Raw genomic sequence first — 24,297 nt, 5'->3', positions numbered from 1 at the left:
GAGTTCGCCCATCGAGACAGTCGACAGCGTGGTCGTGGGCGCCGGCGTGGTGGGCTTGGCCGTCGCCCGCGCGCTGGCGCTGGCCGGGCGCGAGGTGATCGTGCTGGAAGCGGCCGAGGGCATCGGCACGGCGACGAGCTCGCGCAATTCCGAAGTCATCCACGCCGGCATCTACTACCCCAAGGGCAGCCTGATGGCGGAGACCTGTGTCGAGGGGCGGCGCAAACTCTACGCCTACTGTGCCGCGCACGGCGTGCCGCATCGCAACTGCGGCAAGTTGATCGTCGCCACGAGCCCCGCCGAAAGCGAGACCCTGGCATCGATCAAGAACCGCGCCGAGGCCAACGGCGTCGAGGACATGCGCTTCCTGACCACAGCAGAAGCGAAGGCGATGGAGCCCAATCTCGAATGCACGGCGGCCCTGCTCTCGCCCACCACCGGCATCGTCGACAGCCACTCCTACATGCTGGCGCTGCAGGGTGACGCTGAGGAGCGCGGGGCCATGTTCGCCTTCCATGCTCCACTGCAAAGCGGCCGCGCGACGGACGACGGCATCGAACTGGCGGTTGGCGGCGCCGAGCCGATGGAGCTCAAGGCGCGGCTCGTCGTGAACTGTGCGGGCCTGCACGCGCCGGCGCTCGCGCGGCGGATCGAGGGCATGCCGACCGACTGCATCCCCACGGCCTACTACGCCAAAGGCAACTACTTCACCCTGACAGGCCGCTCGCCCTTCTCGCGCCTGATCTACCCCGTGCCGGTGCCAGGCGGGCTCGGCGTGCACATCACCGTCGACATGGGCGGCCAGGCCAAGTTCGGCCCCGACGTCGAGTGGATCGATGGCATCGACTACACCGTCGACCCCCATCGCGCCGACAAGTTCTACGCCGCGGTGCGCCGCTACTGGCCGGGGCTGAAGGACGGCGCGTTGCAGCCGGGCTATGCCGGGATCCGGCCGAAGACCGTGCCGCAGGGCGCGCCGGCGCAGGACTTCGTCATCCAGGGGCCGGCACAGCACGGCATCGCAGGATTGATCCACCTCTTCGGCATCGAATCGCCGGGCCTCACCGCGTCGCTGGCGCTCGCAGAGCGGGTCGTCCGCGTTGCGGAAGGACATTCCGGGGGCTAGTGCGCCCGCCCGCTCTTCGCTAATGCTCGTGCACAGACACGCAGCGGGCGGGGACACGGCCAGATGATCAAGACGCGCTTCACCGAAATGTTCGGCATCAAGCATCCGATCGTGCAGGGCGGCATGCAATGGGTCGGACGCGCCGAGCTGGCGTCCGCGGTCTCCAACGCCGGCGCGCTCGGCATCCTGACCGGGCTCACCCAGCCGACGCCGGAGGATCTGCGCAAGGAGATCAAGCGCTGTCGCGAGATGACGGACCAGCCGTTCGGCGTCAATCTCACCATCCTGCCGACCCTGGTGCCGAGGCCTTACGGCGAATATATCGATGCCATCGTCGATTCTGGCGTCAAGATCGTCGAGACGGCGGGCAACAATCCCAAGCCCTTCCTTCCCAAGTTCAAGGACGCCGGCATCAAGGTCATCCACAAATGCACCTCGGTGCGCCACGGCATTTCTGCCGAGAAGGCGGGCGTCGATGCGATCTCGATGGACGGCTTCGAGTGCGCCGGACATCCGGGCGAGGACGACGTCCCCAACCTGGTACTGCTGCCGGCGGCGGCAAACGTCATCAAGATCCCGATGCTGGCCTCGGGCGGTTTCGGCGACGCGCGCGGGCTCGTGGCGGCGCTGGCGCTGGGCTGCGATGGCATCAACATGGGCACACGCTTCATGGCGACGAAGGAGGCCCCCATCCACGACAAGGTGAAGCAGGCGCTGGTCGACGGCGACGAGCGCGCCACGTCGCTGATCTTCCGCACCATGCGCAACACCAGCCGCGTCTACGGCAACTCGGTGGCCAGGAAGGCGATCGAGATGGAACACGAGGGCAAGACGATCCAGGAGATCGGCCCGCTGGTCGCCGGCGCCCGCGGCAAGGTGGTCTACGAGACCGGCGACCTCGAGCACGGCATCTGGTCGGCCGGTACGGTGATGGGCCTGATCAAGGACGTTCCGAGCTGCAAGGAGCTGGTCGAACGCATCGTGCTCGAGGCCGAGGACATGATCCGCAACAGGCTCGCCGGGGCAATCGCGGCCTAGCGACGGCGCCACCAGCGCCACAGCATGCCACCGAGGGGCGGCACGAGCGACAGGCCGGCCACCAGGACCGCGATCGCCGCACCGACGCAATCCCAGCCGCGGTGCCGTCCGGCAAGGCACTCCCAATCGGCGGCCATGAAGCCAAGCGCCAGCATCATCAACGGGCTGGCGGCCGCCGCGGCCGGCACGAGCTTCCAGACCGCTGCGTCTAGGCCGGGGCGCCACGCGCACACGGCCGAGCTCGCGGCAGCGGCGACTCCCATCGCGGCCGCACCGAGCGGTATCATCCAGGGCTCGGGCAGATAGGCACCGGCACAAGCGCCGACGACCAGCCCCGTCGCGCAGTGGCCGACGACGAACGGATGCAGCGACGCCACGCCCTTCATCCGCCAGTGCATTTCACTTCCATGTATCTACATTTAATGTATATACATCTTTTCATGATCAAGCCACTCCGAACCACGAAGACATTGCGCGTCGATGCCGCGCAGGCGCTGGCCGGGTGCGCCGGCTGGAATTTGCGCCAGGCAGTCCGTGCGGTCACCCGCTTCCTCGAGGATCGCATGGAGGGATGCGGCCTCTCCTTCGGCCAGTTCGGACTCATGGCGATGGTCGCTTCGGCGCCGGACGACACGGTGAGCGCTCTTGCCCAGCGGATGGGGCTCGACCAGTCGACGCTGTCACGCACGCTGAGAACGCTGGAGGCGGATGGGCTGGTCGAAATCGCCATCGTCGAAAGCGACCAGCGCAAGCGCATGGTGTGGCTGACCGAGAAGGGAGCGCGCCGCCTCGAGATCGCGCTCGCCGCGTGGCGCGAGGCCCACGCCGAGCTCGGCCAGCGCCTGTCGATCGACGACGCGCTGCGGCTGGCGCGGCGAGCGGACGTCCTATGAAGGACCTGCTCGACAGCCGGACGGCATGGATCACCGCGAGCGCCGCGCTCGCCGTCATGAGCATCGGCTACGGTGCGCCCCTCGTCACCGTCGTGGCGATGAAGCCGATCGCGGCCGAGCTCGAGACGGCGCGCTCCGGCCCCGCGACCGTCGTGGCAGTTTCCTACATCGGCTCGGCCTTCGGCGGCATCGTCGCGGGATGGCTGGCTGGCCGGCTCGGCGTGAGAAGGGTCGTGCTTTTTGGCGCGGCAATGGTGGCGGCGGGGCTGATGCTTTCGGCTTCCGGTGGACTCATCGAGCTGGCGATCGGCCACGGGCTGCTGATCGGCCTGCTCGGCATTTCGTGCATGTTTGCGCCACTTCTCACCTATGTGAGCCTGTGGTTCGAGCGACGTCGCGGTTCGGCCGTGGCGCTGATCGCCTCGGGCCAGGCAGTCGCGGGCGCGATCTGGCCGCCGATCCTGCAGTTCGGTGTCGACGAATTCGGCTGGCGCGCGACCATGCTCGCCTTCGCCGCCTTCATTTTCGTCTCGGTCGTGGCGCTCGCCCTGGTCTATCTGCGCCCACCGCCGGTCCCCGCTCCTCCATCCGGCGCCACTGCCGCGCAGCCCACGGTCCACGACACCACACTCGGCCTGTCGCCGAACCAGCTCATGGCGTTGCTGATGGTCGCGGTCTTCTGCTGCTGCGTGCCCATGGCCATGCCGATGAACCATGTCGTTGCCTATTGCGGCGATCTCGGCTTCGCATCGCAGACCAGCGCGGCCATGCTCTCGGTGTTGCTGGGCGTCGCCTTTTTCGCCCGCCAGTTCTGGGGATGGCTTGCCGACCGCGTCGGCGGCTTCCACACGCTGCTCTTCAGCTCGTTGGTGCAGATCACCGGCCTGCTCGGCTATCTCGCGACCCAGGAGCTGATTCCCCTGTTCGTCGTGTCGGCGGTGTTCGGCATCGGTTTGTCGGGCCTGCTGCCGTCCTACGTCATCGTGATCCGCGAGTGCTACACCGCGCGCGAAGCCAACTGGCGCGTACCGACCGTCATGTTCGCGGGCTTCCTCGGCATGGCGGCGGGCGGCTGGCTGCCCGGTGTCCTGTTCGACTCGTTCGCCTCCTATCTGCCGGCCTTCGGCGTCGGCATGGCGTTCAATGTCGTGAACCTCGCCGTGCTGCTGTTCCTGGTGATTCGGAAGTCGGGCGCCGTTCCCCTGGTCCCTAGATCGGCATGATACCGCGGCGAGGCCTGGCGTCGCTGTAGCTCACGGCGCTGATCGGGGCTCCCAGCGACTTCAGAATCTCGCGGTGTCGCGGCGGCGGACTTCGGGCGATCACGGTCTCGAACTTCAGGAGCTTCTCGAACGGAGCGGCTTGGTAGGTACGCTCCATCCACGCCGCCGTCCTGGGCCATCGATCCGTGTCGATCTGGAAGCGCGCGAACGACGCCGTGCGCACCATGCAGGCCGGCGCGAGATCCGCCATGCCGAGCGGCCCGAAGCGGAACGCGTCGGCGGGCGCCTCGGCCTCCAGGTAGTCGAGGACGGCTGGAATGTCTTCCTTCTGCGTACGCTCGATCAACGCCTTGTCAGGATCCTCGCCCCAGACGCCGCGGCGGATGGCGATCTGGGCGAAGAAACGCCAGATGAAGACGTCGCCCATGCGCGTATCGGCAAACTCCTCGAGCCAGCGCGCCCGCGCCCGGTCGCGAATGTCGGCCGGATAGAGGCGCGGCTCGGGCCTGAGATCGTCGAGATACTCGCTGATCACCGTGGAATCGGTGAGGACGAGATCGCCGTCGATCAGCACCGGAATGCGCCGGAGCGGACTGAGCTTCGAGAACGCATCGTTGCCGTAGAACGGCACGAGTGGGTCGATTTCATAGGCGAGCCCCTTGAGCTCAAGCGCGAGCAACACCTTGCGCACGTAGGGCGACAGGTAGTTGCCGACGATCAGCATCGGCTCAGACCAGGTTGATGCGGCAGCCGCAAACCTTGACCTGGGAAGGCCCGCGCTTCTTGCCTCGCTTCTCGGCGGCGGCCATCACGGCGGCCTTGTTCGCCGCCTTCACGTCGTAGGCCGACACGCCGGGCCCGCGCCCGTCGCGATCGGGCACGAAGCGGATCTCCGCGCCGTCGAGCTGGATGCGGCAGTTGTCGGCGGGCCGGCCCAGGATCCTCGACCAGTTCGCGGCCGCCGCGGACGGGACGGAATGCTGAATCTCCACGCCGGCGAGACCACAGGTGACGTCGGAGCGCGCTTGCTTCAGCCAGTCCTTCTCCGCCGGCGGCCACCACAACGCCGGATCGACGCCCTTGGGAGCGAAGGTCGTGTCGAGCGACAGCAGCACTCCCGACGTGTCCGACGGATGGAAGTGGGTGTACTGGTATTCTGGCAGATCCTTCTGCGCGACGGCCCGTATGCCGAGGTCGATCACGCGCTTGCGCTCCGCCGCGGCGTCCGGGACCTGGAGGATCACCATGTAGCCGCCATCGCCCTTGCGTCGCTCGATGTAGCGGCCGGCCGACGTGCCCGGCTGCTCGGGCGTCACGATCTCGAGGAAGTCGTGCCCGGTTGGGCAGACGACGTTGACCAGACCCCATTTGGCGACCCCGGGATCGCGGTACGCGACCTCGATCCCCAGGATGTCGCACAGCTCCTCGCGCGAACTCTCGAGGTCCTTGCAGACGAACACGCATTGCCGAAGCCGCATCGCTTCCTCTCCTTGTCCGCACCGATCGCGACGCCGCGGCGTGGCGACAGCGTGTCGCGCCTCAGACGCCCCTGAACACCGGCGCGCGCTTCTCGACGAAGGCGCGGGCGGCTTCCTTGTGGTCCTCTGTCTCACCGGTGCGGATCATGCGCGCGGCCTCCGAGTCGAGCGCCTCGGAGAGCGTGCCCTCTTCCGCCACCTTCATGTTCTTCTTGACGTGCCACCAGGCGACGCGCGGGCCAGCCGCCAACTTCTTCGCGAACGCCATGGTCTCGCTCTCGAGGTCGGCATCGTCGACGACACGGTTGGCGAGGCCGAGCTTCTCGATCTGCTCGGCATTCAGGATCTCGGCGGTGAAATAGAGCTCGCGCGCCTTGGCCGTGCCGACCAGCTTGTGCAGGAAGTAGTGCGAGCCGAAGTCGCCCGAGAAGCCGACCTTCGCGAACGCGGTCGTCATGCGCGCCGACTTGCCGGCGAAGCGCATGTCGGCGGCGAGCGCGAGCGACAGGCCGGCCCCGGCCGCGACGCCATTCACCATGGCGATGGTCGGCTTGCCCATCTCGTGCAGCATCTCCGAGACCTTCATGCGGATCCTGATGTCGTGCACCTTGTCCTCGTAGGTCTTGTCCTGGTCGCGCCCCGCCGCCATCGACTTCACGTCGCCGCCGGCGCAGAACGCCTTGTCACCCGCACCCCGCACCACCACGCAGCCGATCGCGCGGCTGCCGGCCGCCTCCTCGAGCGCGTCGGTCAGGCCCTGCATCATGTCGCGGCTCAGCGCATTCATCGCCTCCGGACGGTTGAGCACGATCTTCATGACACCGTCTTCGACGGTCTTGAGCAGGTGGGACATCGATCTCCTCCGGGATTGCGGTTCGCTCAGGTTGCGGCGATGGTTTCCCAAACGACACGCTCGCGCAACGGCATTCCGTCTTGCTGAGCGGAACGACCTGGAGGAAGCATGGCCTACGAAACGTTGCTGACGGACCTCGCCGACGGCGTGATGACCGTGACGCTCAACCGGCCGGACAAGCTGAACGCCTTCAATCCCGCCATGAGCCGCGACCTCATCGACTTCTTCACGCGCGTCAACGCCATGGACGACGTGCGCTCGATCGTCGTGACGGGCGCGGGCCGGGCTTTCTGCGCCGGCGCCGATATCTCCGGCGGCAGCGGCGCGTTCCAAGTCTGGAACGACGGCTCCAAGCCGCACAAGCGCGAGGCCCGGGATTCCATCACGCTCGCGATCCTCAATTGCCTGAAGCCCGTTGTGGCGGCGATCAACGGCGCGGCGGTCGGTGTCGGCATCACCATGTGCCTGCCGATGGATATTCGCATGATGTCGAGCGCCGCCCGCGTCGGCTTCGTCTTCAACAAACGCGGCATGGCCATGGAAGCCGGCTCATGCTGGTTTCTGCCACGGCTCGTGGGCATGCAGAAGGCGCAGGAATGGGTGATGACCGCCGAACTGTTGGGCGCCGACGAGGCACTGGAGGGTGGGCTCGTGCGCTCGGTCCACCCGCCCGACGGCCTGTTGTCCTCGGCGCGGGCGCTGGCGCGAAAGTTCGCGGACGCCAGCACCTCTTCGGTCGCCGCCGCCGTCAACCGCCGCCTGATGTGGAGCATGTGGGGCGCCCAAGACCCGCTCGACGCCGTCACCCTCGACCTGCAATGCGTCGGCCATCTCGCCCAGGCCGCCGATGCGCAGGAAGGCATCAAGTCATTCTTCGAGAAGCGTCCGCCGCAATTTCCCATGAAACCCAGCAGGGACATGCCGCCCTTCGGGCCATGGGCATAGGACGCGGTTTCATGACCTACGCATTCGACCTCGGCAACCCCGCCACCAACGCCAACCCCTTCCCCGAGTTCGCGCGGCTGCGCGACGGCGATCCGGTGCACTGGTCGCCGGCGATGAAGGCATGGATCATCACACGCTATGCAGACGTCCGCCAGGTCGCGCTCAACAACCGGCAGATCTCGGCCGACCGGCTGACGCCCTTCTTCAAGGCCAACCCGGAATATCGGCGCGGCGGCATCGAGAGCCTGGTGCGCTACCTCAATCACTGGATGGTGTTCCGCGACCCGCCCGACCACACGCGACTGCGCCGGCTGTTCAACAAGGCCTTCACGCCGACCAGCGTCGAGAATCTGCGACCCAACATCGAGGACATCGTCGCCCGCCTGATCGACGGCATGCAGACCAAGGCACGACGCGGCGAAAGCGTCGACTACATCGCCGACTTCGCCTATCCGCTGCCGGCCTCGGTGATCATGGACCTGCTGGGGGTGCCGCGCGCCGACCTCGATCGCGTCAAGATCTGGTCCGACGACATCGCGCTGTTCATCGGCAGCGCCCAGGTCGCGGGCAACAAGTACCTGCGCGCGGAGACGGGCGCCAAGGCCATGTCGGGCTACTTTCGCGATCTGGTCGAGGCGCGCACCGCCGCGCCGCGCGACGACATGATCAGCAAGCTCGTCCTGGCGCGCGACGAGGCGGACGCGCTCAGCACCGACGAGATCATCGGCACCTGCATCCTGCTGCTGTTCGCCGGCCACGAGACGACGACCAACCTGATCGGCAACGGCTTCCTCTACTCGATGAAACATCGCGGCCAATGGGAGCGGCTGGTCGCCGAGCCGTCGCTCGCCGCGCCTGCAGTCGAGGAGTATCTGCGCTACGACGGGCCGTCGGGCGCCATCGCCCGCGTCGCCTCGGGCGACATCGAGATGGCCGGCAAGACGATCCGCGCCGGCCAGCGCGTCTTCGCCTTCGTCAACTCGGCCAACCGCGACCCCGAAGCTTTCGACGATCCCGAGCGTTTCGACATCGGCCGCCCGCAGAATCCGCACCTGACTTTCGGCCATGGCATCCACTTCTGCCTCGGCGCGCCGCTCGCCCGGCTCGAGGCGCAGATCGCCGCCGTGCGGCTGGCCGAACGGGCGCCTGGCATCCGCCTCATCGCCGACGGCGCGCCGGAGTGGCACGATTCCCTCATCCTGCGCGGCGTGAAAAGTCTTCCCGTCGCGCTATAGGTGACGCCATGAAAGCCATGATCTGCCGCCAATGGGGCGGGCCCGAGCAATTGCACCTGGAAGAGATCGAGCGGTCGCCGCTCGGGCCGCAACAGGTACGCATCCGGATCGCAGCGGCGGGCGTGAGCTTCGCCACCACCCTCGTCATCGCCGGCAAGTACCAGCGTCGACCGTCCTTCCCCTTCGCGCCCGGCACCGAAGTGTCGGGCGTCGTCATCGAGACCGGCCCGGCCTGCCGCCGGCTCAAGGTCGGCGACGAGGTCGTGGCGGTGCTCGACTGGGGTGGCCTCGCCGAGGAGGCCGTCGCGCACGAGGTCAACGTGTTTCCCAAGCCGCGGAACCTCGGATTCGTCGAGGCGATCCAGCTTCCGATCTCCTACCCGACCTCGGCCGGCGCGCTCACCTGGCCGCTCGCCCTCGATGTCCAGAAAGGCCACACGCTGCTGGTCCATGCCGCGGCGGGCGGCGTCGGCATGGCGGCCGTCGAGATCGGCAAGATCCTGGGCGCGACCGTCATCGCGACGGCCGGCGGCGCGCGCAAGACCGCATTCGCCAAGGCGCACGGCGCCGACCATGTCATCGACTACACCGTGGGCGACTTTCGCGACGAGGTGCTGAAGTTGACGAACGGCCGCGGTGTCGATCGCGTCTACGACCCGGTGGGCGGCGACGTGTTCGCCCAGTCGCTGCGCTGCATGGCGGTCGAGGGTCGCATCTGCCCGATCGGCTTCGCCTCCGGCGTCATCCCGCAGGTCCCCGCCAACATCCTGCTCGTCAAGAGCATCGCGGTGATGGGTTTCAACTACGGTTACTACGTCGGCTGGAGCCCGCATGACGCACGCTTCGAACAAGCCGACCGCACCTTCGCGCTGATGGAGCGCATCCGTGGCTGGTGCGAGGCGAGCCTGTGCCGCCCGCACGTCGACCGCACCTTCAGCCTCGACCAGGCGGCCGAGGCGATGCATGCGCTGCTGGAACGGCAGGTCACGGGACGCGTCGCCGTCGTCATGGAGCGCCGACCATGACGTTCCTGCTCAACATCGATGTGCCCGACGTCGCCGCGGCCGAACGCTTCTACACCGAGGCGTTCGGGCTGACGGTGGGGCGCCGTTTCGGCACCGATTTCGTCGAGCTGACGGGCTGGCCCGCGCCTGTCTATCTGTTGACCAAGGAGCCAGGCACCGTCGGCGCCGGTGGAGACAGGCGGCGCTACGAACGTCATTGGACGCCGATCCATGCCGACATCGTGGTGGACGACGTGGATGCAGCCGTGACCCGTGCCGTCGCCGTGGGCGCCAGGGTCGAGGCGGCGGCGCGCGACACGCCCTATGGACGCATCGCCATGCTCGCCGATCCCTTCGGGCACGGCTTCTGCCTGCTGCAGTTCAACGCGCGCGGCTACGACGCGTTGATCGAGGCCGTGTAGGTTCACAACCTGTGCAGTCCGAGCGACGTTACGCCCCGCCGCCGGCATCCACGGCTCTCGCTCTGCTTTGAGGTTCCGCGGCACGGCCCGTTGACCCAGATCGCAACCGGTGCGAGCGTTCACTGGATACTGCGGAGGCAGACATGGCTGTCTTGATCGGCGACGCACAGTTCATGTCGCAGCTGACCGAAATCAGGAAGATCAAGCAGTTCCTGTTCGAGGAACGTGTGCCGATTCCACCAGCGTACCTTCCGGCGATCGACCTCGGCGAGTTGAACGACTTTTCCTACGGGACCAGCGGTAGGGCTCCCACCGAAGAAGAGTGGGCGCTCCTGGATGCCAAGCTCACCGCCCTCATCACCATGCTGGATGACAACCAGCGCTGGAAGATGCGAGTGCACGAGCTCGGCTTCTTTTTCAAGACCATGCCGCTGATCTTCCTCGGTTGCTCCGTGTTTTTCGCGGCATTCTACGTTCTCTACCAAACCTTTCGGTTGCCCGATTCTCCGCTGCGGGCCTTCCTGTTTCTCTTCTCCGTGTTCGGATGGACGGTTTCGCAGGGGGCCATGGGCGCCTGTGCCTTTCTCGGAGTCAGCGCTTCCAATCACAAGCCACCGTCTTCGGCGAACGCCACGGACGTCGTCGTCAGCGACAATGTCGATTTGACCAATCGCAACCTCCTGACGATTCGAATCGTGCTCGGCGCCGTGTTCGCCTTCTTGCTGGGCGCGCCCATCTCCTTCCAGGGCCTCGATGCCCTGAGCGGGACATTTCAAAGTCAGGTCGCCCGCGAAATGACCGATCCGAGCACATACGCGCTGATCCTGGCGCCATTTCTTTTCGGCTTCAGCACGAGCCTGGTGTTGGCCCTGCTCAACCGCGTCCTGGAAACCCTCAAGACGCTGATCGGCGTCAATCGAGGTTCTACGACACCCTGATCCACGGAATGGGTATCGCGCCTACTTCTTCGTCAGCGGCGCCTCGAACAGGCAGTAGCCGTCGAGCTTGGTCTTAGCGGCGCCGTCCTTGGTCCGGCGGATGACTTCCATCGCGTTGTTGCCTGCCGACCACCGCGGCGGTCTTGACGACCTGAGCTTCAGCCGGCCCGATACGCAGTGCAGGACCTACCGTCCTTGGAAGCTCGGCTCGCGCTTTTCCAGGAAGGCACGAACGCCCTCCTTCATGTCTTCGGTCTGCATCAGGGGCAGTAGCTGCAGAAAGACATGATGAACGTGCTCGTTGAACGGCTCGTTCCAGGCCATGCGCATCATGCGCTTGGCGGCCTGGATGGCGAGCGGGGCATTGGCTGCGATTTCCAGTGCGAGGGCGCGCGCCGCTCCCAGGACGTCGGCGTCGGGCACGACGCTGTTGACCAGGCCGAGCGACAACGATTGCTCCGCGCCGAGCGTGCGCCCGGTGAAGATGATCTCCGCTGCCTTCGCCCAGCCCAGCAGCCGCGGCAGGTACCAGGTGCCGCCCGATTCGGGCAGCACGCCGCGCTTGGCATATGAAGCGGCGAGCTTGGCCGATTGCGCCATGACCCGGATGTCGGCACCCAGCGCCAGATCGAGGCCGTAGCCCGCAGCACTGCCGTTCAGCGCGGCGATCACCGGCTTGTCCATGGCATGCAGCACCGGTGGCGGCGTATTGCGCAGGTCTATACTGGTGGGCGAGGCGCCCGATCCGACCGACAGGTTGTCGGTATCCTTGCTCTGGGCCTCGAGATTGAGACCGGCGCAGAAGGCCCGGCCGGCACCGGTCAGGATGACCACCCGCACCATCCCGTCCTCGTTCGCCCGCACCAGCGCGTCGGTGAGCTGCTTCAGCATCGGTCCGGAGATGGTGTTCATGCGCTGCGGGGCGTTCAGCGTCACCGTCGCGATCGGCCCGTCGACGGCATAAAGCAATTCTTCCGGCATTAGCGGAGCTGCGGGCTGGGCCGCAAGCTGGCTCATGTTTCCTCCTGGTCGCGAATGCCGCTATGGTGGCGCAGGAGCACCCGCCACGCCATGCAAAACCGCTTCATCGACCTCTACAGCGACACCAAGACCAGGCCTTCACCGGGCATGCGCAAGGCGATGGCCGAGGCCGAGGTCGGCGACGAGCAGAAGTTCGAGGACCCGACGACCGAGCGACTGCGCGAGCGAGTGTGCGAGATCCTCGGCAAGGAGGACTCGGTCTTCCTGCCGAGCGGGACCATGGCCAACCAGATCGCCATCCGCATACAGTGCCGGCTGGGCGACGAGGTGATCGCCGACCGCACGGCGCACATCATCAACGCCGAGTCCGGCGGGACGGCCGCCAATTCCGGCGTGATGATCCGCATGCTCGACGGCCCCAACGGCGTCTTCACCGCCGAGCAAGTACAGGCGGCGATCCGCGACCCCAACATCCGCCATGCCCCGCGCTCGCGTCTGGTATCGGTGGAAAACACCTCCAACGGCGGCTTCGGCACCGCGTGGCCGCTCGCCACCATGCAGGCGGTCTCCAAGGTGGCGCGTGGCGCCGGCCTCGCCCTGCACATGGATGGCGCGCGGCTGTGCAACGCGAGCGTCAAGACCGGCACGCCGGCGAGGGACTATGCCGCCTGCGTGGATTCGCTGTGGCTCGACTACAGCAAGGGACTCGGCGCGCCGGTCGGCGCGAGCCTCGCCGGCTCCCGGGAATTCATCAGGGAGGCCTGGCGGCAGAAGCAGATGCTGGGCGGTTCGATGCGGCAGTCCGGCGTCATCGCTGCCGCCGCGCTCTACGCGCTGGAGCACAACTGGGACCGGCTGGCGGAGGACCACGACAACGCCCACCACCTCGCCGAAGGTGTAGCCAATATCGCGGGCCTCGAGTGCGATGTGCCGAGGATGCAGACCAATCTTGTATTCTTCGACGTGAAAAAGCCGGGCTGGACCGCGCCCAGGCTGGTCGAGGCCTGCAGGGAGCGCGGCGTCGGCCTCGGCGCCAACTCGCCGACCCGCATTCGCGCGGTCACCCATCTCGACGTCAACCGTGTCGACATCGACGCGGCGCTCAAGGTGATCGGCGACGTGCTGGCTGCCTGATCGTATAAATTGTTTGACCATACCGCTGTACGCATGCTAGTGGGCTGACTGCACCCGACGCCCAACGCGACGGGAGTTCACTTTGTTCGGCGATAGCCGATGTCGGAGGCGAGGCTGGTCGGGAGGACCCGATGCATCCAGACGATTTGTACAGTTACGGCAGTTCCTGCAGTTTCGGCGGAAGTCTGGGACACCCGCAATTCGTGTGGCGGAACGCCCGTATATACTTCCGAGACATGCGGCGATGACGATCGGCCGGTCGATCTCGAGGCGTGAAGATGCCCGATTCCTGACGGGTCGCGGACGATACACGGATAATACGGCGCCGAGCGACTGCGCTGCCGTCCTGTTTGTGCGCTCGCCGCATGCCCACGCGCGGATCGTCTCCATCGACAAGCGCGACGCGCTCGCCGCGCCCGGCGCCATCGCGATCTACACCGCGGACGACACGTCGGCCGACGGGCTGGGCCACGTGCCGACCATCAGCGAGATCAAGGATCCCGCTGGCAACCGGCATCGAGAGCCGACGCACCTGCCGATGTCGGTTAGCAAGGTGCGGTTCGTCGGCGACATCGTCGCCATGGTGATCGCCGATACGCCCGACCAGGCGCGCGACGCCGCCGAGGCGTTGGGGGTGGCATACGAGGAGCAGCCGGCCGTCGTCACGGTAGCCGACGCGCTCGCGCCGGATGCACCGCAGCTGCACGACGACGCGCCCGGAAACCTCATGTGCCGCTGGGAGCGCGGCGATCGCGCGGCCACCGAGACGGCCTTCGCCAGAGCCGCGCACGTCGCGCGGCTGGCCATCCGCTCGCCGCGTCAGATCGCCCACTACATGGAAACGCGCGCGGTCTGGTCGGCCTATTCGGCGACCGAAGAACTCGTCACGGTCACGCTGTCCTCGCAGGGCGTGCACATCCCGCACCGGCTGATGTGCGAGCGCGTGTTGAACCTGCCCAGGGAAAAGCTCAGGCTGGTCACGGAGGATGTCGGCGGCGGCTTCGGCCCGAAGTATCCCATTTCCGTCGAATCGATCCTGATCGCCTGGGCGACGCGCAAACTCCGGCGCGGCCTGCGTTGGAGCGCCGAGCGGACCGAACATGCTCTCAGCGACACGCATGCGCGCGACCTTGTCGCCAACGCCGAGCTGGCGCTCGACAGCGACGGCCGCTTCCTCGGCCTGCGCGTCAAGGCGGAGGCCAACTATGGCGCCTATCTCGGCATGTTCGCGCCGTCGATCCCGACTACCGGCATGGCCAAGGTGATCTCCGGCCTCTATCGCATCCCCGCGCTCTGTCTCGACTTCGACTGCGCCTTCAGCAACACCGTGCCGGTCGACGCCATTCGCGGCGCCGGCAAACCGGAGGCGCTGTTCCTGCTCGAGCGGCTGGTCGACATCGCCGCCCGCGAGACCGGGCGATCTCCGGTCGACCTGCGCCGGCTGAATTTGCTGCGGCCCGAGGACATGCCCTACAAGGCGGCGAGCGGTTACACCTACGATGCCGCCGATTGCCCACGCCTGTTCGAGGCCGCGTTGCAGGCGGCCGATGTCGCGGGGTTCGCCGCACGTCGCGCGGCGAGCGAAGCCAGGGGAGCCCTGCGCGGCCTCGGCCTCTCCTGCCATCTGCACGGCACCGGCGGCATCGCCGACGAGCATGTCGTGGTGCGGGTCGAACCCGACCGACTGGTCGCCTTCGCCGGCACGCAGAGCCAGGGCCAGGGCCACGAAACCGTGTTCGCGCAGATCCTGTCGACGGCCCTCGGCGTCCCGGTGGAACGGATCGAACTGCACCAGGGCGATACGCGCGCCAACCCGCACGGTGGCGGCACCGGCGGCTCCTCCTCGACCATCATCAGCGGCACGACACTCAAACGCGCCGCCGACGTCGTGATCGAGCGCGGCCGCGATCTCGCCGCCGAACGGCTGGAGGCCGCGCCGGCCGATATCCAGTATCGCGACGGTGCCTTCGAGGTTGTCGGTACCGACCATCGCATCGGCCTGTTCGAACTGGCCGCTTGGAGGCGCTTCGAGGGCGACGCCGTGTTCGCCGACAAGATCGACTCATTCCCGACCGGCGTCATGGTCTGCGAGGTCGAGATCGATCCCGACACGGGCGCCGTGCGCGTCGACCGCTTCACCTCCGCCGTCGACGCGGGCATCGTGGTGAATCCCCGCCTGCTCGAGGGCCAGGTGCAGGGCGGTGTCGTCCACGGTCTCGGTAATGCCCTCATGGAGCAGGCGGTGTACGACGAGGCGGGCCAGCTCCTGACGGCGACGCTGATGGACTATGCGCTGCCGCGGGCCGACGACGTGCCAGGTGTTGCCGTCACGACCATCGCCACGCCCTCGCCCAACAACATCCTGGGCTTCAAGGGCGTCGGCGAGCTGCCGACCAATGGCGCGCCGGCCGCGCTCGGCAACGCCGTGATGGACGCGCTGCGGCCACACGCTGTCCGGCACATCGACATGCCTATCACGGCCGAGAAGGTCTGGCGGGCGCTGCACAGCTCCTGACGCAGATCAATTTCCCCGCCGGCGAAGCGTGCAACACACGCGCATGCCCCGAAAGATCCTGATCCTCAACGGTCATCCCGATGCCTCCAGCAAGGGCCTGTGCCATGCGCTGGCCGAGGCCTACGCCGAAGGTGCGCGTGACGCCGGCAACGACGTGCGCCGCATCGACGTGGCCGGCCTCGATTTCGGCTTTCTTCGTTCGCAGGCGGAATTTGAGAAGGGCAAGGTACCCGCCGCCATCGTTGCTGCCCAACAAGACATCCTGTGGGCCGACCATCTGGTGGTCGTCTTCCCGCTGTGGCTCGGCGACATCCCGGCGGTGCTGAAGGCGTTCTTCGAGCAGACGCTGCGGCCGGGCTTCGCCTTCGACTACCGGCCGAGCGGCCTTCCGACGATGCATCTCAAGGGTCGGTCGGCGCGCGTCATCGTCACCATGGGCATGCCAGCCTTCGTCTATCGCTGGTATTTCCGGGCCCATGGGCTCAAGAACCTTGAGCGGAATATCCTGAAGTTCGTCGGCATCGGGCCCGTGCGCGCCACGCTGATCGGCGGCGTCGGCGGCGCAAAGAGCCAGACGATCCGGAAGCGCCTGGACGAAGTCACGAACCTCGGCCGAAGCGGGTTCTAGCGGCGCCCGACCTCACCGCCCGCCGCCGAGCCGTTCGAGGGCAGCGGCGATCGCCTCGCGCGAAGCGAGCGGTTGCTCGGCGATCGCACGCCCCAGCAAACCGAGCTGTTCACGCAGCGTATGGATTTGATCGATCAGCGCGACCATCGCCTCGAGCGTGTCGTCGTCGATGGCGAGGTCGTCCGTCAACTCGGCCAGCAGGCAGGCGCGCGCCACGTCGATCCGCTCGAAGCGCCAGGCGCCCGGCGCGCCACCCGGCCGCAGCAGGCCGCGGGCCACCCAGCGCTCGACATGCACGACCGTCAGGCCGCCCCGCGCGCGCAGCAACTCCTCGAGGCCGATCATGTGAACTGCTCCATCGCCGCGCGCGGATCGTGCTTTCGACCCTCCTCCCACGATTCCAGGAACGCCCTGAGCTTGTCGTCGGGCGCGTCGGGCAGCACGATCTTGAGCCTGACATACTGGTCGCCGCGCTGGCCCGACTTGCGGTCGAGCAGGCCGCGGCCCTTGAGCCGGAGCGACGTGCCGGTGTTCGAGCCGGGCGGCACGTTCAACATGACCGGGCCGCCAACCGTCGGCACGCGCACCTTGCCGCCGAGAGCGGCCTCGGCGAGTGTTACCGGAAGCTCGACGTGAACGTCGTTGTCGCGCGGCTCGAAGAAGGCGTGCGGCTGGACGTGGATCTCGACATAGGCATCGCCCGGCGGTCCGCCGTCGCGGCCGGGCATGCCCTGACCCTTGAGTCGGAGCGTCTGCCGGTCGGTCGTGCCTTCGGGAACGTCGATGTCGAGCGTGCGGCCGTCGGGCAGCGTGACCCGCTGCTTGCCGCCGCGCGCCGCCACCAGGAACGGCACACTGAGGGAATAGCTCACGGGAAGTCCGCCGAACTCGAAACCTTCGCCGCCTTCGAAGTGAAATCCGCGCGCGCCGCCGCTGCCACCACCGAACATTTCCGAGAAGATGCCGCCCATGTCGACGAAGGACTCGTGGCCGCCGGCGCGTCGGTACTTGCGTCCGTCCGCACCGCCTGCCGCGTCGCGATAGAAGCCGCGCGGCGGTACCTCCTGGCCCAAGGCGTCGATCTCGCCGGCATCGAAGCGGCGGCGCTTCTCGGGATCGGACAGCAGGTCGTTGGCCTGGCCGATCTCCTTGAACCTGGCCTCGGCCCCCTTGTCGCCCGGATTGAGGTCGGGATGATACTTCTTGGCAAGCTTGCGGAACGCCTTGCGGACGTCATCCGGGGAGGCGGTCTTGGGCACGCCCAGTACGGCGTAGGGATCCATCATCGGCGTTCAACAAACCACAAGTAACGGCCCCTTCATTTGATGCGTGTCAAGGCGCCGTCAAGGGCCCGGCCGGCATCCTGCAACGATGCGAAGGGAGCATCAATTCAGCTTCTGGTATCTCGTGGTGGCGGTGGTCGCCATCGCGCTCCTGCGCGACGTTTGGATGCAGCAGCAACGAGTCGACCGCATCCCCTTCAGCGAGTTCGTCGGCATGCTCGATGCCGGCCGCGTTGCCGAAGTGTCCGTGGGCGAGACCTACATTCGCGGCACCCTCGCCAACCCTGCGGCTCACGAGAAGCCCGAATTCCGCACCGACAGGCTGCCCCTCGACGTCGCCGACTTCCTTGCGAAATACAGGATAAAGTATCGAGCCGAGGCCGATACGGGATGGCTGAAGGCCATCCTGTCCTGGGTACTGCCGGTGGCACTTTTTGCCGGCATCTGGCTGCTCGTCATCAGCCGCATGCAGTCGGGGATGGGGCCGGGCGGCGGCCTCCTCGCGATCGGCAAGAGCAAGGCCCGCGTCTACCTGGAGAAGAGCACCGGCGTTACCTTCGCCGACGTGGCCGGCGTCGACGAGGCCAAGGCCGAACTGATCGAGATCGTGGAGTTCCTCAGGGAGCCCGAATCCCATGCCCGCCTGGGCGCCCGTTTGCCCAAGGGCATCCTGTTGGTCGGACCGCCGGGCACGGGCAAGACACTCCTCGCGCGCGCCGTGGCTGGTGAAGCCGGCGTCCCGTTCTTCTCCATCTCGGGATCCGAGTTCGTCGAAATGTTCGTGGGCGTCGGGGCAGCGCGCGTGCGAGACCTGTTCGAACAGGCGCGCGGCCACGCCCCCTGCATCATCTTCATCGACGAACTGGATGCCCTGGGGCGCGCCCGCGGCAGCTTCATGCTCGGTGGACATGACGAAAAGGAGCAAACGCTCAACCAGCTTCTCGCCGAGCTCGACGGCTTCGATCCCAAGGCCGGAATTGTCCTGTTGGCGGCGACCAACCGGCCCGAGATTCTCGACCCTGCCCTGTTGCGTGCTGGACGCTTCGACCGCCAGGTGCTGGTCGATCGACCGGACCGAAAGGGCCGCGCCGACGTCCTGACGGTGCATGTCCGCAAGATCCGCTTGGCATCCAATGTCGACATTGGCCAGATAGCGGCCCTGACGCCGGGCTTCACCGGCGCCGACCTCGCCAATCTCGTAAACGAGGCCGCACTCTTGGCGACGCGTCGGGGCGCCGACGCGGTCGCCCTCGAAGACTTTACTCAGGCCATTGAACGGATTGTCGCCGGCCTGGAGAAGCGCAGCCGAATCCTGACCGCGACGGAACGCGAGCGGATCGCTTTCCACGAGGTCGGCCACAGCCTGGTGGCGATGGCACTGCCCGGTGCGGATCCCGTGCAGAAGGTTTCGATCATCCCCCGCGGCATCGGTGCGCTGGGCTACACCATCCAGCGACCGATCGAGGATCGCTTCCTCATGAGCGAGCCCGAACTAAGGCAGCGCGTGACGGTGCTGATGGGCGGCCGCGCCGCCGAAATGATGCACTTCACCTCCATCTCCACCGGTGCCACCGACGACCTCCAAAAGGCAACCGACATCGCGCGCTCGATGGTTGCCCGTTTCGGGATGGTCCCCAACCTGGGCCCAGTCGCCTACGAAGCCGAGCCTGCGCCATTTCTGACGCCGGTACCCGGCATGATGGCGCGGGAACGGCACTATAGCGAGGCAACGGCTGCCAAGATCGACGCTGCCATCCAGGAGATCGTCGGGGACGCCCTGAGCCGGGCGCGCGCAATCCTCGAGGCCAATCGTCCGCTACTGGAGCAAACGGCGCAGACGCTGCTTCAACGCGAGACTCTGGGGCCGGCCGATCTCGAGGTCATCGCACGAGGCGTCGCCGTCGATCGCGCCGCCTGAAACGCCGGTCTCACAGCGCGAGCACCGCCTTGGCGACGATGTTGCGCTGGATCTCGTTCGAGCCGGCGTAGATCGTCGAGGCCCGGTTGTTGAGATAGAGGGGCATCGCGGTGACGCCCCACTCCGGCGTGACGGTCGGCTCGTTGTGCCCCAGCAAGCGCGCCCCGGGCTCGAAGGGAGACGCATACCAGGCCAGCGCCTCGACACCGAGATGGTCGAGTTTCTGCAGGGTCTCGCTGCCTCTGATCTTCATCGACGAGGAAGCGGCACCGGGGTTGCGGCCCTTGCTGAGGTCGGAGAGCACCTGCAGTTCGATCATCTCGAGCGCCTGGATGTCGATTTCGGTCTCGGCCAAGCGCTCGGCAAAGGAACGATCCTCGATCAGGCGCCCCGAGCCGTCGGCCGCCTCCTCGCGCGCGATGCGTTTGACGTCCTCGATCCGCGCATGGAGGTTGGGTGTGTAGGCATCGCCGCCGCGCTCGAACTCGAGCAGGTACTTGGCCACCGTCCAGCCCTGGTTCTCGGGGCCGATGCGGTTGGCGACCGGCGTGCGCACATTGTCGAAAAACACCTGGTTGACCTCGTGGTCACCGGCCAGCGTGACGATCGGCTTCACCGCCAATCCAGGTACCTCCATCGAGTCGATCAGCACGAAGGAGATGCCGTCCTGCGGCTTGCCCTCGGCCGAAGTCCGCACCAGGCAGAACATGCGGTTGGCGACATGGGCGCCCGTCGTCCAGATCTTGGTACCGTTGATCACGTAGTCGTCGCCGTCGCGCACCGCACGCGTCTTGAGGCTGGCGAGGTCGGAGCCCGATCCCGGCTCGGAATAGCCCTGGCAGAACACGATGTCGCCCGAGACGATGCCCGGCAGGTACCTGGCCTTCTGTTCGGGGGTACCGAACTTCATGATCACCGGCCCGACCATGCGGATGCCCATGCTGAAGATGCGCGGCGCGTCCTGGGCGATGCATTCGCGGGCGAAGATGTAGCGCTGCGTGGCGCTCCAGCCGGTGCCGCCGTACTCCACCGGCCAGGTTGGCGCGGACCAGCCACGCGCCGCCAGCACCTTGTGCCAGCGCAGCCCGGCTGCAAACTCGGCAAAGACACCGCCGGTCTTGCGGCCGGCTTCGCGCAGATCTTCCGTCAGGTTCCTGTCGAGGAACTCGCGGACCTCGTCGCGAAAGGCGCTGTCTTCGACGCTGAGGGTCAGGTCCACGTGCTTCCTCCGTTGGTCTTCCGGCAAGGCTAGCGGCCATCCACGGACTTCGTCCAGAGCGCGGCTGGTCCGAGCTTTCGGGAGGCGGTATGTTTCTTGCGTCGTTGTCCGCAACGAGCGGAGCCGCCCATGCGTCATCTCAGGCGTTGCGTCCTCTTTCTCCTGGCCGTGCTGGCCTCGACCGTATCGGCCGTCGCGCAGGACAAGAAGGAGATCGACCTCGCGCTTGTGCTGGCGGTGGACATTTCCGGCAGCATCGATCCCGACGAGGCCCGCCTGCAGCGCGATGGCTATGTCCAGGCGTTCCAGGACAAGGCAATCGCCAGGGCCATCCTGGGCGGCCCCAACGGACGGGTCGCCGTTGCCTATTTCGAGTGGTCCGACGCCTGGCTGCAGAAGCTCCTGATCGACTGGACTCTGCTCGACAGCGAAGCCGCCATCGATGCCTTCGCCCAGCGCCTGTCGAGGGCGCCGATCTCAATCGCCCGCCGCACCTCGATCAGCGGCGCGCTGCGCTACGCCATTCCGTTGTTCGGCCGGCTTCCCTACGAGCCCACGCGCAAGGTGCTGGACATCTCCGGCGACGGCTCCAACAACGACGGCGGCCTCGTCACTGACATGCGCCACGAGGCGCTCAAGGAGCGCATCGTCATCAACGGGCTGCCCATCATGAACGACCGGCCGAACCCGTTCGGCTTTCCCAACGAAACCGACCTCGACCGGTACTATCTCCATTGCGTGATCGGCGGCCCGCGCTCCTTCGTCGAAGTGGCGCAAAACTTCGAGGACTTCCCCCGCGCGATCCGCAAGAAGCTTCTGCAGGAGATTGTCGATCGCGGACCGCGGTCGGACTTCGACCGCGCCGGATTGGGCAAACTGGCCCACGGCACGCAGCTCGCCCAGGCCGACCGGCGGCGCAAGGGCGACGACGAGGACTACACCAAGTTCGTTCGCCCGGTGTACGAGCTCGGCTGCGACGTCGGCGAACGGCGAAGCCGCGAGTTCTGGCAAAAGCGCTTCGGTGTGACGCCAGACTGAGGGTCAGCCTGCGACCAGCGTCTTGAATCCGCCGTAGGCCATGCGCTTGAAGTCGAACGGCATGGTCTTCGGCGCCTGCGCGAGCCTCGGATCGCTCATCACCCTGGCGTTGACCCTGTCGCGATGCGCCCGCGACTTGAAGACGACGTAGGAAAAGACGATCGCCTCGCCGGGCTTCGGCTTGACGAGCTTGGCGAACGGCAGGCCGAATTTGACGTTCATGTCGTCGCCGACGCATTCGCGATAGTCGAGCGCGCCGTGGTCGCGCCACACCCTGGCGGCCAACCGCGCCATCTTTCGATAGGCCGCGAGGTTCTTCTTGGGAACGGGCAGGACGTAACCGTCGACGTAGCTCATCGGCTTTCCCTCTTCTAGTAAACCCTGCGGTTAACTAAGAGATGCTCATCGCCGCCGTCAACCGTTCACCCGCGCAGGCGCTTGACCATGGCCTCGAGCGCCAGCACGTAGGAGTCGATGCCGAAGCCCGCGATCATGCCGACGGCGGCCTCCGACGTCGCCGAGCCATAGCCGCGTTTCTCGATGTTGGTCATGTGAATTTCGATGGCCGGCGCCCGGATCGACTTCAGGCAGTCGCGCAGCGCGTGGCCGGCATGGAGAAAGCCGGCGGGATTGAACAGGATGCCATCGACACCCGCGCGGTCGGCGCGAAAGATGGTCGAGACCGCCTCGCCCTCGGTGTTGGTGTAGAATATCTCCAACGCGACGCCCAACTGGCGGGCGTGCCGCCGCAGCAGGGCATCGAGTTCCCTGGCGGTCGTCGTGCCGTACAATTCTGGCTGCCGGCGCCCGAGGTATTCCATGTTGGCGCCCTGAATCAGCAGGATATTCATTGCATCCCCAAGCCCGCTCGCCCGGCCCCCACAGCCCGGCTGCCGGTTGCATACTAGAACAGATTGCAGCCGGAGCGAAAGCTCGCAACAACCATTGCGCGAAACCGCGCCGCGCGTCTCAGCGCGGCAGCGTCGAGCTTCCCATCAGGCTCTCGTCGATGGCGCGCGCGCACTGGCGACCCTCGCGGATCGCCCAGACGACGAGCGACTGGCCGCGCCGCATGTCGCCGGCGGCGAAGAGCTTCGGCACGGACGTCCGGTAGTCGGTCACGTTGGCCGCAACATTGCCGCGCGGGTCGAGCGCCACGCCGGACTGCTCGATCATTCCGGGCCTGCGTGGACCGAGAAAGCCCATCGCCAGCAGGACCAGATCGGCCTTCAGCTCGAATTGGCTGCCCGTTACTTCCTTCATCTGGCCGGCGACCCATTCGACGCGCACGCATTCCAGCGCCGTCACCTTGCCGTCCTTGCCGATGGCGCGCTTGGTGAGCACGGCGAAATCGCGCTCGACGCCTTCCTCGTGCGACGAGGAGGTGCGCATCTTGAGCGGCCAGTCCGGCCAGACCAGCGCCTTGTCCTCCTTCTCCGGCGGCTGCGGCATCACCTCGAGCTGGGTGACCGACGTCGCGCCCTGGCGGTTCGACGTGCCGACGCAGTCCGATCCCGTGTCGCCGCCACCGATCACGATGACGTGCTTGTCCTTCGCCGAGAGCGTGCCCCTGGGGGCGGCGCGCGCCTCGTCGTCGCCGGCGTTGCGCTTGTTCTGCTGAGTCAGGAAATCCATGGCAAAGTGGATGCCCCGCAACTCACGGCCGGGCACCGCCAGATCGCGCGGCCACTCGGCGCCGCCGGTCAGTGCCACGGCGTCGTAGCCCTCGAGCAGCGACTTCACCGACAGGGTCGAGCCGACTTCCACACCCGTCCTGAACTCGACGCCCTCAGCCTCCATCTGCCGCATGCGCCGGTCTATCAGGTGCTTCTCCATCTTGAAGTCGGGGATGCCGTAGCGCAGCAGCCCGCCGACCCGGTCGGCCTTTTCGAACAGCGTCACGGAATGGCCGGCCCGGGCGAGCTGCTGGGCGCAGGCCATGCCGGCCGGGCCGGAGCCGACCACGGCGACCCGCTTGCCGGTCTTCCTCGCCGGCACCTGCGCGGCGATCCAGCCTTCCTGCCAGCCGCGATCGACGATCGAGCATTCGATCGATTTGATCGTCACCGGGTTGTCGTCGATGTTGAGCGTGCAGGCGGCCTCGCACGGCGCGGGGCAGATGCGGCCGGTGAACTCCGGGAAGTTGTTGGTCGAGTGCAGCACCTCGAGTGCGGCTTCCCAGCGGCCGCGCCGCACCAGCTCGTTCCAGTCCGGGATCAGGTTGTTGACCGGGCATCCGTTGTGACAGAACGGAATACCGCAATCCATGCAGCGCGCGCCCTGCTTCGCCACCTCTTCCGGCGGCAGTGGCAGCACGAATTCCCTCCAGTGCTTGAGCCGCTTGTCGACCTTCTCGTACGGCCTGTCCTTGCGCTCGATTTCCAAGAAGCCTGTTACGAGACCCAAGTCACCAACTCCCCTTTAGG

General features: G+C 66.9%; 25 protein-coding genes. 14 read left to right on the top strand and 11 right to left on the bottom strand.

Annotated features, from left to right (window positions below):
- The first annotated feature begins 10 nt into the window (after window positions 1–10).
- The gene (locus tag KIT25_07945; protein UYN97865.1) at window positions 11–1,126 is read left to right on the top strand and encodes an NAD(P)/FAD-dependent oxidoreductase; all 1,116 of its coding nucleotides are present in this window, start codon (window positions 11–13) and stop codon (window positions 1,124–1,126) included.
- 66 nt (window positions 1,127–1,192) lie between these two features.
- The gene (locus tag KIT25_07940; protein UYN97864.1) at window positions 1,193–2,164 is read left to right on the top strand and encodes a nitronate monooxygenase; all 972 of its coding nucleotides are present in this window, start codon (window positions 1,193–1,195) and stop codon (window positions 2,162–2,164) included.
- Here the strand turns inward: KIT25_07940 and KIT25_07935 are convergent.
- Complete coding sequence (locus KIT25_07935) at window positions 2,161–2,562, bottom strand: hypothetical protein (GenBank protein ID UYN96846.1); 402 nt, start codon at window positions 2,560–2,562, stop codon at window positions 2,161–2,163. The two genes, KIT25_07940 and KIT25_07935, sit on opposite strands and share 4 nt — an antisense overlap.
- Window positions 2,563–2,604: 42 nt before the next feature.
- Here KIT25_07935 and KIT25_07930 point away from each other — a divergent pair, with 42 nt between their 5' ends.
- Both KIT25_07930 and KIT25_07925 read left to right on the top strand, forming a co-directional pair.
- Window positions 2,605–3,057 carry a MarR family transcriptional regulator gene (locus KIT25_07930; protein UYN96845.1) on the top strand — a complete coding sequence of 151 codons (453 nt, stop codon included), beginning with the start codon at window positions 2,605–2,607 and terminating at the stop codon, window positions 3,055–3,057.
- Complete coding sequence (locus KIT25_07925; GenBank protein ID UYN96844.1) at window positions 3,054–4,280, top strand: MFS transporter; 1,227 nt, start codon at window positions 3,054–3,056, stop codon at window positions 4,278–4,280. The genes KIT25_07930 and KIT25_07925 overlap by 4 nt, the downstream gene beginning before the upstream one ends.
- Here the strand turns inward: KIT25_07925 and KIT25_07920 are convergent.
- From KIT25_07920 to KIT25_07910, 3 genes are all read right to left on the bottom strand, one after another.
- Window positions 4,267–5,004, bottom strand: coding sequence for a glutathione S-transferase family protein (locus tag KIT25_07920; protein ID UYN96843.1), 738 nt, complete (start codon window positions 5,002–5,004; stop codon window positions 4,267–4,269). The two genes, KIT25_07925 and KIT25_07920, sit on opposite strands and share 14 nt — an antisense overlap.
- Window positions 5,005–5,008: 4 nt before the next feature.
- Window positions 5,009–5,758, bottom strand: coding sequence for a VOC family protein (locus tag KIT25_07915; GenBank protein ID UYN96842.1), 750 nt, complete (start codon window positions 5,756–5,758; stop codon window positions 5,009–5,011).
- 61 nt (window positions 5,759–5,819) lie between these two features.
- The gene (locus tag KIT25_07910; GenBank protein UYN96841.1) at window positions 5,820–6,611 is read right to left on the bottom strand and encodes an enoyl-CoA hydratase; all 792 of its coding nucleotides are present in this window, start codon (window positions 6,609–6,611) and stop codon (window positions 5,820–5,822) included.
- Window positions 6,612–6,719: 108 nt separating this feature from the next.
- On the opposite strand from KIT25_07910, the gene KIT25_07905 reads away from it, so the two are divergent.
- The 5 genes from KIT25_07905 to KIT25_07885 all read left to right on the top strand — a co-directional run bounded on the left by KIT25_07905 (window position 6,720) and on the right by KIT25_07885 (window position 11,155).
- Complete coding sequence (locus KIT25_07905; GenBank protein UYN96840.1) at window positions 6,720–7,556, top strand: enoyl-CoA hydratase/isomerase family protein; 837 nt, start codon at window positions 6,720–6,722, stop codon at window positions 7,554–7,556.
- An 11-nt stretch (window positions 7,557–7,567) separates the two neighbouring features.
- Window positions 7,568–8,791: a cytochrome P450 gene (locus tag KIT25_07900; protein ID UYN96839.1), complete on the top strand. Its 1,224-nt coding sequence runs from the start codon at window positions 7,568–7,570 to the stop codon at window positions 8,789–8,791.
- An 8-nt stretch (window positions 8,792–8,799) separates the two neighbouring features.
- Window positions 8,800–9,816: an NADPH:quinone oxidoreductase family protein gene (locus KIT25_07895; GenBank protein ID UYN96838.1), complete on the top strand. Its 1,017-nt coding sequence runs from the start codon at window positions 8,800–8,802 to the stop codon at window positions 9,814–9,816.
- On the top strand, window positions 9,813–10,217 hold the full coding sequence (locus KIT25_07890; protein UYN96837.1) for a VOC family protein: 405 nt from the start codon (window positions 9,813–9,815) through the stop codon (window positions 10,215–10,217). Before KIT25_07895 ends, KIT25_07890 begins: the two co-directional genes overlap by 4 nt.
- A 143-nt stretch (window positions 10,218–10,360) precedes the next feature.
- Complete coding sequence (locus KIT25_07885) at window positions 10,361–11,155, top strand: hypothetical protein (GenBank protein UYN96836.1); 795 nt, start codon at window positions 10,361–10,363, stop codon at window positions 11,153–11,155.
- Between the two features lie 186 nt (window positions 11,156–11,341).
- On the opposite strand, the gene KIT25_07880 is transcribed toward KIT25_07885, so the two are convergent.
- Window positions 11,342–12,136, bottom strand: a complete 795-nt coding sequence (locus KIT25_07880; GenBank protein ID UYN97863.1) for an enoyl-CoA hydratase/isomerase family protein — start codon at window positions 12,134–12,136, stop codon at window positions 11,342–11,344.
- Window positions 12,137–12,226: 90 nt separating this feature from the next.
- Between KIT25_07880 and KIT25_07875 the strand changes: the two genes are divergently transcribed.
- The 3 genes from KIT25_07875 (at window position 12,227) to KIT25_07865 (ending at window position 16,413) form a co-directional block, all read left to right on the top strand.
- On the top strand, window positions 12,227–13,270 hold the full coding sequence (locus KIT25_07875) for a threonine aldolase family protein (protein UYN96835.1): 1,044 nt from the start codon (window positions 12,227–12,229) through the stop codon (window positions 13,268–13,270).
- A gap of 244 nt (window positions 13,271–13,514) precedes the next feature.
- A complete protein-coding gene (locus KIT25_07870; GenBank protein ID UYN96834.1) occupies window positions 13,515–15,785 on the top strand; it encodes a xanthine dehydrogenase family protein molybdopterin-binding subunit in 2,271 nt (756 codons plus the stop codon).
- 43 nt (window positions 15,786–15,828) lie between these two features.
- A complete protein-coding gene (locus KIT25_07865; GenBank protein UYN96833.1) occupies window positions 15,829–16,413 on the top strand; it encodes an NAD(P)H-dependent oxidoreductase in 585 nt (194 codons plus the stop codon).
- A 12-nt stretch (window positions 16,414–16,425) separates the two neighbouring features.
- Here KIT25_07865 and KIT25_07860 read toward each other — a convergent pair whose 3' ends face one another.
- Complete coding sequence (locus tag KIT25_07860) at window positions 16,426–16,758, bottom strand: hypothetical protein (protein ID UYN96832.1); 333 nt, start codon at window positions 16,756–16,758, stop codon at window positions 16,426–16,428.
- A complete protein-coding gene (locus KIT25_07855) occupies window positions 16,755–17,699 on the bottom strand; it encodes a J domain-containing protein (GenBank protein ID UYN96831.1) in 945 nt (314 codons plus the stop codon). Before KIT25_07855 ends, KIT25_07860 begins: the two co-directional genes overlap by 4 nt.
- A gap of 85 nt (window positions 17,700–17,784) precedes the next feature.
- On the opposite strand from KIT25_07855, the gene ftsH reads away from it, so the two are divergent.
- The gene (gene ftsH / locus KIT25_07850) at window positions 17,785–19,614 is read left to right on the top strand and encodes an ATP-dependent zinc metalloprotease FtsH (protein UYN96830.1); all 1,830 of its coding nucleotides are present in this window, start codon (window positions 17,785–17,787) and stop codon (window positions 19,612–19,614) included.
- A gap of 10 nt (window positions 19,615–19,624) precedes the next feature.
- Here ftsH and KIT25_07845 read toward each other — a convergent pair whose 3' ends face one another.
- Window positions 19,625–20,833 (bottom strand): acyl-CoA dehydrogenase family protein, encoded by a 1,209-nt coding sequence (locus KIT25_07845; GenBank protein UYN96829.1) that lies wholly within the window; start codon window positions 20,831–20,833, stop codon window positions 19,625–19,627.
- A gap of 129 nt (window positions 20,834–20,962) precedes the next feature.
- Here KIT25_07845 and KIT25_07840 point away from each other — a divergent pair, with 129 nt between their 5' ends.
- Window positions 20,963–21,871, top strand: a complete 909-nt coding sequence (locus KIT25_07840) for a DUF1194 domain-containing protein (protein UYN96828.1) — start codon at window positions 20,963–20,965, stop codon at window positions 21,869–21,871.
- 3 nt (window positions 21,872–21,874) lie between these two features.
- Here the strand turns inward: KIT25_07840 and KIT25_07835 are convergent, their stop codons facing one another.
- The 3 genes from KIT25_07835 to KIT25_07825 all read right to left on the bottom strand — a co-directional run bounded on the left by KIT25_07835 (window position 21,875) and on the right by KIT25_07825 (window position 24,277).
- Complete coding sequence (locus KIT25_07835) at window positions 21,875–22,228, bottom strand: DUF1428 domain-containing protein (GenBank protein UYN96827.1); 354 nt, start codon at window positions 22,226–22,228, stop codon at window positions 21,875–21,877.
- A gap of 65 nt (window positions 22,229–22,293) precedes the next feature.
- On the bottom strand, window positions 22,294–22,722 hold the full coding sequence (locus KIT25_07830) for a 3-dehydroquinate dehydratase (protein UYN96826.1): 429 nt from the start codon (window positions 22,720–22,722) through the stop codon (window positions 22,294–22,296).
- A gap of 118 nt (window positions 22,723–22,840) precedes the next feature.
- The gene (locus KIT25_07825; GenBank protein ID UYN96825.1) at window positions 22,841–24,277 is read right to left on the bottom strand and encodes a glutamate synthase subunit beta; all 1,437 of its coding nucleotides are present in this window, start codon (window positions 24,275–24,277) and stop codon (window positions 22,841–22,843) included.
- Window positions 24,278–24,297 lie beyond the last annotated feature (20 nt).

It is taken from the genome of Enhydrobacter sp. (assembly GCA_025808875.1).
Lineage (GTDB): Bacteria > Pseudomonadota > Alphaproteobacteria > Reyranellales > Reyranellaceae > Reyranella.
Note: the sequence above shows the minus strand (reverse complement) of the source record. Positions and strands in the feature narration are given on the sequence as shown.